The organism is Streptomyces europaeiscabiei (genome assembly GCF_001550375.1).
Classification (GTDB): domain Bacteria; phylum Actinomycetota; class Actinomycetes; order Streptomycetales; family Streptomycetaceae; genus Streptomyces; species Streptomyces europaeiscabiei.
The window spans coordinates 1-7,605 of record NZ_LRTR01000515.1 but is presented as its reverse complement, the minus strand read 5'-3'; the positions used below and the strand labels follow the sequence as shown (position 1 = coordinate 7,605).

Annotated in this window: 7 protein-coding genes and 1 pseudogene; 4 read left to right on the top strand and 4 right to left on the bottom strand. The window is 71.8% G+C overall.

The window, feature by feature from the left end:
* Positions 1-65: 65 nt before the first annotated feature.
* On the bottom strand, positions 66-503 hold the full coding sequence (locus AWZ10_RS25445) for a DUF4442 domain-containing protein (protein ID WP_046705237.1): 438 nt from the start codon (positions 501-503) through the stop codon (positions 66-68).
* Between the two features lie 398 nt (positions 504-901).
* Between AWZ10_RS25445 and AWZ10_RS25440 the strand changes: the two genes are divergently transcribed.
* Entirely contained in the window at positions 902-1,966 is a 1,065-nt protein-coding gene (locus tag AWZ10_RS25440) for a DUF8017 domain-containing protein (protein ID WP_060892088.1), read from the top strand.
* 119 nt (positions 1,967-2,085) lie between these two features.
* Positions 2,086-3,399, top strand: coding sequence for an MFS transporter (locus tag AWZ10_RS25435; RefSeq protein ID WP_046705239.1), 1,314 nt, complete (start codon positions 2,086-2,088; stop codon positions 3,397-3,399).
* On the opposite strand, the gene AWZ10_RS25430 is transcribed toward AWZ10_RS25435, so the two are convergent.
* Together AWZ10_RS25430 and tuf are read right to left on the bottom strand one after the other, a co-directional pair.
* Positions 3,361-4,206, bottom strand: coding sequence for a spermidine synthase (locus tag AWZ10_RS25430; protein ID WP_046705247.1), 846 nt, complete (start codon positions 4,204-4,206; stop codon positions 3,361-3,363). The genes AWZ10_RS25435 and AWZ10_RS25430 overlap by 39 nt on opposite strands.
* Positions 4,207-4,326: 120 nt before the next feature.
* Positions 4,327-5,496 (bottom strand): elongation factor Tu, encoded by a 1,170-nt coding sequence (gene tuf, locus AWZ10_RS25425; RefSeq protein ID WP_037704846.1) that lies wholly within the window; start codon positions 5,494-5,496, stop codon positions 4,327-4,329.
* Between the two features lie 512 nt (positions 5,497-6,008).
* On the opposite strand from tuf, the gene AWZ10_RS25420 reads away from it, so the two are divergent.
* Together AWZ10_RS25420 and AWZ10_RS25415 are read left to right on the top strand one after the other, a co-directional pair.
* Entirely contained in the window at positions 6,009-6,836 is an 828-nt protein-coding gene (locus AWZ10_RS25420) for a TVP38/TMEM64 family protein (RefSeq protein WP_060892087.1), read from the top strand.
* A 9-nt stretch (positions 6,837-6,845) separates the two neighbouring features.
* Positions 6,846-7,316 carry a winged helix-turn-helix transcriptional regulator gene (locus tag AWZ10_RS25415; RefSeq protein ID WP_046705241.1) on the top strand — a complete coding sequence of 157 codons (471 nt, stop codon included), beginning with the start codon at positions 6,846-6,848 and terminating at the stop codon, positions 7,314-7,316.
* A 113-nt stretch (positions 7,317-7,429) separates the two neighbouring features.
* Here the strand turns inward: AWZ10_RS25415 and AWZ10_RS53890 are convergent.
* Positions 7,430-7,605: pseudogene (locus tag AWZ10_RS53890) on the bottom strand (cupin); the annotation flags it as partial.

Genomic DNA, 7,605 nt, shown 5'->3' with positions numbered 1-7,605 from the left:
GGGTGTGGGGCGTCCGGGAACGGACTGACGGGGGCGCCCACGACGCGGCTGGAGCGCGCCCGGGGTCAGGCGTTGGGGCGGAGGGTCCAGACGACGGTCATCTCGCCCGTCACGGCGCCGTCGGCGCGCTGGATGGCGATGGTGACGGGGAACTCGGGGCGCTGTCCGGCGTCCAGTTCGGCGACGACCTCGGCAGCGGGGCGGCCCAGTGTGGCGGTGGCCGTGATGGGCCCCATCGCGAGCTTCTTGTACGCGATCTCCGCTCTGACCGCGAGCGGCACGGCACGGGAGAGCTGGTCGCCGAACGCGGCGAGCACGATCGCCCCGCTCGCCGACTCACCCAGAGTGAACATCACACCGGCATGCGGCCCGCCGACATGGTTGTGGAACTCGCCCTGGTCCGGCAGGGCCACCACGGCCTTCTCCGGCGTGGTCTCCAGGAACTCCAGGTTCAGGGTCCTGGCCATCGGCACGGTGGCGGCGAGCATCTCGCCGATCGACATCTGGTCTTGGCTCATATCCTGATGTTACCCACGAGTAGCCACAGCTGGCCAGGGTCGTCCCTGTGATCGTCGCTTCGTTGCCGGCTCCGACTCGTCGTCGGCGCCGACTCACACCGACCCCGACTCGCCGCCGGCCCGACGTCGGTACGCGGGCCCCTTCCAGAAGGACGAGGGTGCCGGACGGACGGCGGGTCGAGGGCGTTCGCGTTCAAGAACGCCGAAGGGGGCTCTTCGGCCGGGCCGTCCGTCGAGCCCGCGGGGGTGTCCGAGAAGATCCCGCACGCGACGGGTCAAAAGTCCTCGGCCCCGGGTGTTTTGGAGCCGTTCGTCCCGAGTGCAAAGGCGCTTCGTGGACTCCCGTGGCACCCCGCCCCCCGGCACATCTATGGTTACGAGCCATGTGGCCAGGACAGCAGCAGCCGCCCGGGGGCGAGCACCAACCGCAGCAGCCGAACCCGTACCAGCAGCCGGGGTACGACCAGTCGGGACAGCCGGGACAGTCGGGACAGTCGGGATACCAACAGCCGGGGTACCAGCAACCCAACCCCTACCAGCAGCCCGGGTACCAGTCGACGGGCCAGCAGGCCCCGTACGGGCAGCAACCGCAGTGGGGCGCGCAGGGGCCCGCCGGCCCGCCCGTGCCGCCGGGCGGAGGCGGCGGCAACCGGACGAAGCTGGTCGCGATCATCGCGGCCACGGCCGTGGTCGTGGCGGCCGGTGTGACCGGTTTCCTGGTCCTCGGTGGCGACGGCGACAAGGACAAGAAGACGCAGTCCGCTCCTACGGCCTCGCCGTCGCCGACCGTGTCCGAGAGCACCGAGGACAACCCGCGCGGCGATGACGCCGGGGCGAAGCCGACCGTCGCGGGCTGGAAGGTCGTCGTCAACCCCAAGTGGGGTACGGCCTTCGACGTGCCCGCCGAGTGGGCCGTCCAGTCGTCCGACACCTTCATCGGCTTCGAGGACGACAAGAAGGGCGACGGGTCGGTCCTCATCGGCATGTCGGCACCCGCCGTGCTCAAGGAGAAGTGGTGCACGTCCGACGACGACAAGGACGGCAACGAGGAGACGAGTTCGCTGGCCGCCGTGGGCACCAAGGGCCAGCAGGGCGCCAAGGGCACCGAGGACATCGCCCGCAACGACTCGGCGTGGTGGATCTTCGGCGGTTACACCGACCAGAAGGACTCCTCCAAGAAGAAGATGACCATCGGCAAGGCCAAGGCGTACACCACCACGTCGGGCGTCGAGGGCAGTGTCGCGACCACGTACTCGAAGGGTGTCGCCAAGAAGGGCAAGTGCGACACCGACGGCAAGGCGACCACGTTCGCCTTCAAGAACTCGGCCGGTGACTACGTCTCCTGGACGTTCCACGGTGCCAAGGACGTCGGCGACGAGGTCCCGGACGCGACGGTGCAGAAGATCCTCAGCACGGTACGGCTGTACGGCGAACCGACCGGCGGCTGAGCCGACACCGGACACCGGGGCGGGCCGGGTCGGCGGGGCCGTCTCCCCCTGGCCCGATCCGGCCACATCCCGTGCGGAAACGGTTTGGCAGCAGAGGTCGGGGCGGCGATAGTCGGCGGGTGACCACTCCCGCCGCCTTCCGCCGCCGCCCCGCCTGGGCCGGTCGCAACTACACCCTGCTGACGACGGCCGCGGTCGTCACCAACCTGGGCAGCAACGGCGCCCTGATCGCGGCCGCGTTCGCGGTCCTGGAGGCGGGCGGCGACGGCGGCGACGTCGGTCTGGTCGCGGCGGCGCGGACCCTGCCGCTGGTGCTGTTCCTGCTGATCGGCGGAGCGGTCGCGGACCGGCTGCCCCGGCACCGGGTGATGGTCGCGGCGAACACCCTCAACTGCCTCTCCCAGGCCGTCTTCGCCGTGCTCGTGCTCACCGGCGAGGCACACCTCTGGCAGATGATGCTGCTCTCCGCGCTCGGCGGCACCGGCCAGGCGTTCTTCAACCCGGCGGCCGAGGGCATGCTGTTCTCCTCGGTCACCGCCGAGCATGCGGGCCGGGCCTTCGCACTGTTCCGCTTCGCCTCGCAGGGCGCGACCATGACCGGCGCGGCCCTCGGCGGCGCCATGGTCGCCGTGATCGGTCCGGGCTGGGTGCTGGCGGTGGACGCCGCCGCGTTCGCGTTCGCCGGCGCCCTGCGCGCCTTCCTCGACGTGAGCCACATACCGGAGCGCGAACCGGGCCACGGCATGCTCGCCGATCTCCGGGACGGCTGGCGGGAGTTCACCGGCCGCACCTGGCTGTGGGCGATCGTCGTGCAGTTCTCCCTGGTGAACGCGGTCATCGTCGCCGCCGACGCGGTCTACGGCCCTCAGGTCGCCGACGACAGCCTCGGCGGCCCCGGCCCCTGGGGCCTGGCACTGGGCCTGTTCGGGGCGGGCAACGCCGTCGGGGCGCTGCTCATGACCCGCTGGAGACCGCGCCGCCTCCTCCTCGTGGGCGTCCTGTGCGTCTTCCCGTTCGCCCTGCCGTCCGCCGCGCTCGCCGTCCCGGCGCCGATCGCCGTGCTGTGCCTCGCCATGTTCGTCAGCGGTCTGTCGATCGAGGTGTTCGGCGTCTCCTGGATGACCGCGCTGCACCAGGAGATCCCCGAGGACAAGCTGTCCCGCGTCGCGGCCTACGACTGGTTCGGCTCGGTGGCGATGGTGCCGCTGGCCGCCGCGCTGGCGGGTCCGGCGGAGAGCGCCTTCGGACGTACGGCGGCCCTGTGGGGCTGCGCCGCGATATGCGTGGGGGCGACGGCGGCGGTGCTGTGCGTACGGGACGTACGGAACCTGACCCGGCGCGGTGTGCCGGTCGTGCCGGCCAAGCCCGACGCGGCATCCGATGCCGGGCCCGGCTCAGCCGATGCCGAACGCTCCGTCGGGCGGCTCGGGTGACGGTACGGCGTCCTGCTCGCCCACGGGTACGGCACCGCCGATGAAGTCGCGCAGCGCAGGGCCGTGCTCGACGCGCGCCGGGAAGGCGTCGGCGGCGGTCCGCCGGGCCAGGACGGCGATGTCGGGCGGCTGATGGGCGGCGACCAGCACGGCGTTCCCGAACCGCCGGCCGCGCAGCACCCCCGGCTCGGCGATCAGCACCAGCTCCTCGAACACCGTGGCGAGCGTGGCCAGTTGGGACCGCAGAAACGCGAAGGGCGCGGCATCGGCCAGGTTCGCGAGGTACACCCCGTCCGCGCGCAGCACCCGCTCGGCGGCCCGCGCGTACGCCACGGTCGTCAGGTGCGCCGGGGTCCGCGAGCCCTCGAAGACATCCCCCACGACCACGTCGGCGGAGTCCGCGGGGGCCGCTTCGAGCCATTCCAGGGCGTCCGCGCCGTGCAGAGCGATCCCCGCGTCGGCGGGCAGCGGCAGCTGCTCGACGACCAGGTCCAGCAGCCCCCGGTCGTACTCGACGACCTCCTGCCGGGACCCGGGCCGGGTGGCGGCCACATACCTGGGCAGCGTGAGCGCGCCCCCACCGAGGTGCAGAACATCGAGCGCCCTCCCCGGCTCCGCCACCGTGTCGAGCACATGCCCGAGCCGCCGCACGTACTCGAACTCCAGATGCGTCGGCTCGTCCAGGTCGACGTACGACTGCGGCGCCCCGTCCACGGTCAACAGCCAGGCCCGCTCCCGGTCGACGTCGGGCATGAGCTTGGCGGTGCCCTGATCGATGGCACGGGACACGGGTATGGCTTCGTTCACGGCCTCCATTGTGCCGGGCCCGCCCTCGACCGGCGCACCGCCGAAGCGCCCTGAAAGGACGTGGGGGACCGCGCGACCGGCCGAGAACCGGCCCGCGCTCCCCCACACACCGCGACCCGCCTACTGAACGGCCGTCACGGTCCCCGCCCCCACGGTCCGACCGCCCTCACGGATCGCGAACCCGAGACCCGCCTCCAGCGGCACGTCACGCCCCAGTTCGACCGCCATGGTGACCGTCTCCCCCGGCCTGGCCACCGCGGCCTCGCCCAGGTCGATGTCCCCCACCACATCCGCCGTACGGATGTAGAACTGCGGCCGGTAGCCACTCGACACGGCGGTCGCCCGACCGCCCTCACGCGCCGACAGCACATACACCTGCGCGGTGAAGTGCCGCCTGGGCACGACGCTGCCGGGCGCGGCCACCACATGCCCGCGGCGGACGGCGTCCCGTCCCACCCCGCGCAGCAGCAGCGCCACGTTGTCCCCCGCCTGCGCCTCCGCCATCGGCTTGCCGAACGTCTCCAGCCCGGTGACCACGGTCTCCACCTCGGCACCGAGCACCTCGACCCGGTCCCCGACGTGGATCGTGCCGCGCTCGACGGCACCGGTGACGACGGTTCCCCGGCCCGTGATCGTGAGGACGTTCTCCACGGACAGCAGGAACGGCGCGTCCAGATACCGCTCCGGCATCGGGACGTACGTGTCGACCGCGTCCAGCAGCGCGTCGATGGACGCCGTCCACCGCGGGTCCCCTTCGAGGGCCTTGAGCCCGGAGACCCGCACGACGGGTACGGAGTCGCCGCCGTACCCGTGCGAGGTGAGCAGCTCGCGGACCTCCAGCTCGACGAGGTCGATCAGCTCCTCGTCGCCCGCGTCGGCCTTGTTCAGCGCGACGACCACGTGGTTCACCCCCACCTGGCGGGCGAGCAGCACGTGCTCGGCGGTCTGCGGCATGATCCCGTCGAGCGCGGAGACGACGAGGATCGCCCCGTCGAGCTGGGCGGCCCCGGTGACCATGTTCTTGACGTAGTCGGCGTGGCCGGGCATGTCGACGTGCGCGTAGTGCCGGGTGTCGGTCTCGTATTCGACGTGCGCGATGTTGATCGTGATGCCGCGCGCCGCCTCCTCCGGGGCGCGGTCGATGCGGTCGAACGGCACGAACGTGCCGACCCCGCGCTCGGCGAGGACCTTGGTGATGGCGGCGGTCAGGGTGGTCTTGCCGTGGTCGACATGGCCCATGGTGCCGATGTTGAGATGCGGTTTCGTGCGGACGTAGGCCGTCTTGGACATGGCGGTACCTCGAAGTCTCTTCAGCGGTACTGAGTGAGGCCCCGGCGCGACTACGGGCGCTGCCGGGACGGGGACCCCGAGGTCTCGCCGACCCTCCCCCTGCGGGGTCCGCCGGAATGTCCGGGAAGGGTCAGCTTCGGGCGCCGTCTGCGGCGGCCACGACGATCAGGAGGGCAGCCTTCGGGGCATCCGCGCCTGTGGCGGATGCTGCGAGAGCGAAGACGTGCCGGAACATGACGTCGATCATCGTCGACAGGTCGGCCCGCGTCGAATGGTTTTAGGTACGCGCGGGTTCCGAGAGGAAGCCGAAGAGAGATGCTTCACAAGGGGGTGCCCGGGATGAACGGTGCCCAGGCCGGGACCGTGTTCCGGAAGGCGCAGGCGGCACGGTGCGCGGTACCCGTCGGGGTGCCGGGCACACCGTGGCCGGCGAGCCTGTTGTTCCGCTTGCTGTGACCCCCGTGAGACGTTCCGTAGGGCATACACGTACATGGGTCGGTTACCGTCGACGAATGCTCGATGCCACCACCCGCTCTGGGGGCACCGCCATGGTCCTTCCCCGGACCGCCGCCACGGAGCTCGCCGTCGCCACACCCTCCACCGTTCCGGCCGTGCCGCTGGGGCGCACCGCCCGCTGGGGCAGAGTGCTGCTCTCGCCGTGGGCGCGGTTCTCCCTGCTCGTGGCGCTGCTCGTGAGCGCCGTGTCGACCGTCCTGCTGTTCGAGCCGCAGCGGCTGCTGGCCGACGGCTGGCCGCCCCAGCTCAGTGGCGCGGCGGCGGTCGTGATGTTCGCGGTGGTGTACGGGCTGTGCACGGTCGCCTTCGTGCCCCGGCCGATCCTCAACATCGCGGCAGGCGCCCTCTTCGGCTCCCAGCTGGGTCTGGCCTCGGCGCTCACGGGCACGGTCCTCGGGGCCGGCATCGCCTTCGGCCTGGGCCGGATGCTCGGGCAGGACGCCCTGCGCCCCCTTCTCCGCCACCGCTGGCTGAAGTCGGCGGACGGCCAGCTCAGCCGCCACGGCTTCCGCTCGATGCTGGCGGCCCGGCTGTTCCCGGGAGTGCCCTTCTGGGCGGCCAACTACTGTGCGTCCGTCTCCCGCATGGGCTGTCTCCCCTTCCTCCTCGCCACCGCCCTCGGCTCGATCCCGAACACCGCCGCCTACGCGGTGGCCGGCGCCCGAGCCTCGTCCCCGACCTCCCCGGCCTTCCTGATCGCCATGGCCTGCATCGCGATCCCGGCCCTGGTCGGCGCGGCCCTGGCCTGGCGCAAACGCCACCACTTGCGGGCCCGCTCCCACGCACCACAGCTCGACGGGTTGGAAAAGCCAACCCTCCCCTAGACTGCGCGCATGCCCGCCTCCGGAGCTCCGCGCCCCTGTTCCATCGCCGACGCCCTGGCGCTCGTCGGTGAGAAGCACTCCCTGCTGGTCCTGCGCGAGGTCTGTCTCGGCAACGGCCGCTTCGAGCAGCTGGTCCGCAACATCGGGGCCCCGCGTGACGTACTGGCGACCCGTCTCAGGCGCCTGGTCGACGCGGGCATCCTGCACAAGCACGTCTACAGCGAACGCCCGCAGCGCTTCGAGTACCGGCCGACGCAGGCGGGTCTCGAACTGGAGCCGGTCCTGATGACGCTCATGGCGTGGGGCGACCGCCATCTCCGGAAGGACGACGACCGCCCCATGGTGATCGAGCACTCCTGCGGCCACGAACTGGTTCCCGTGGTCACCTGCACGGCCTGCGCCGGCGAGGTGCGCCACGAGGACCTCACGGCGCGCCCGCAGTCCCCCGGCTGGTCGGTGACAGGCCCGACGGCAAGGTAAGACCCCGGATCACCCAAGCGCCCCCATAGGGGCGCGGGGAACTGCGCGACACGCCACGCACAACCCTCAGCCGCCCCACCACGGTCCTCCCCGAGTTCGAAGGCACCCGGCGCTCAGTCCCCCTTGTAGACGTCCAACCGCCCGCACATCCCGAACTTCCCGTACGCGGAGGGCTCCTCGGCCCGTACGACGGCGTCGGCCAGGTGTGACAGGTCCCCGCGCTCCAACCGGTCCAACTGCTCCCCGGTCGCGGCGGCAGCCGAACGCGCGCCCTGCTCCCAGCGCGCCC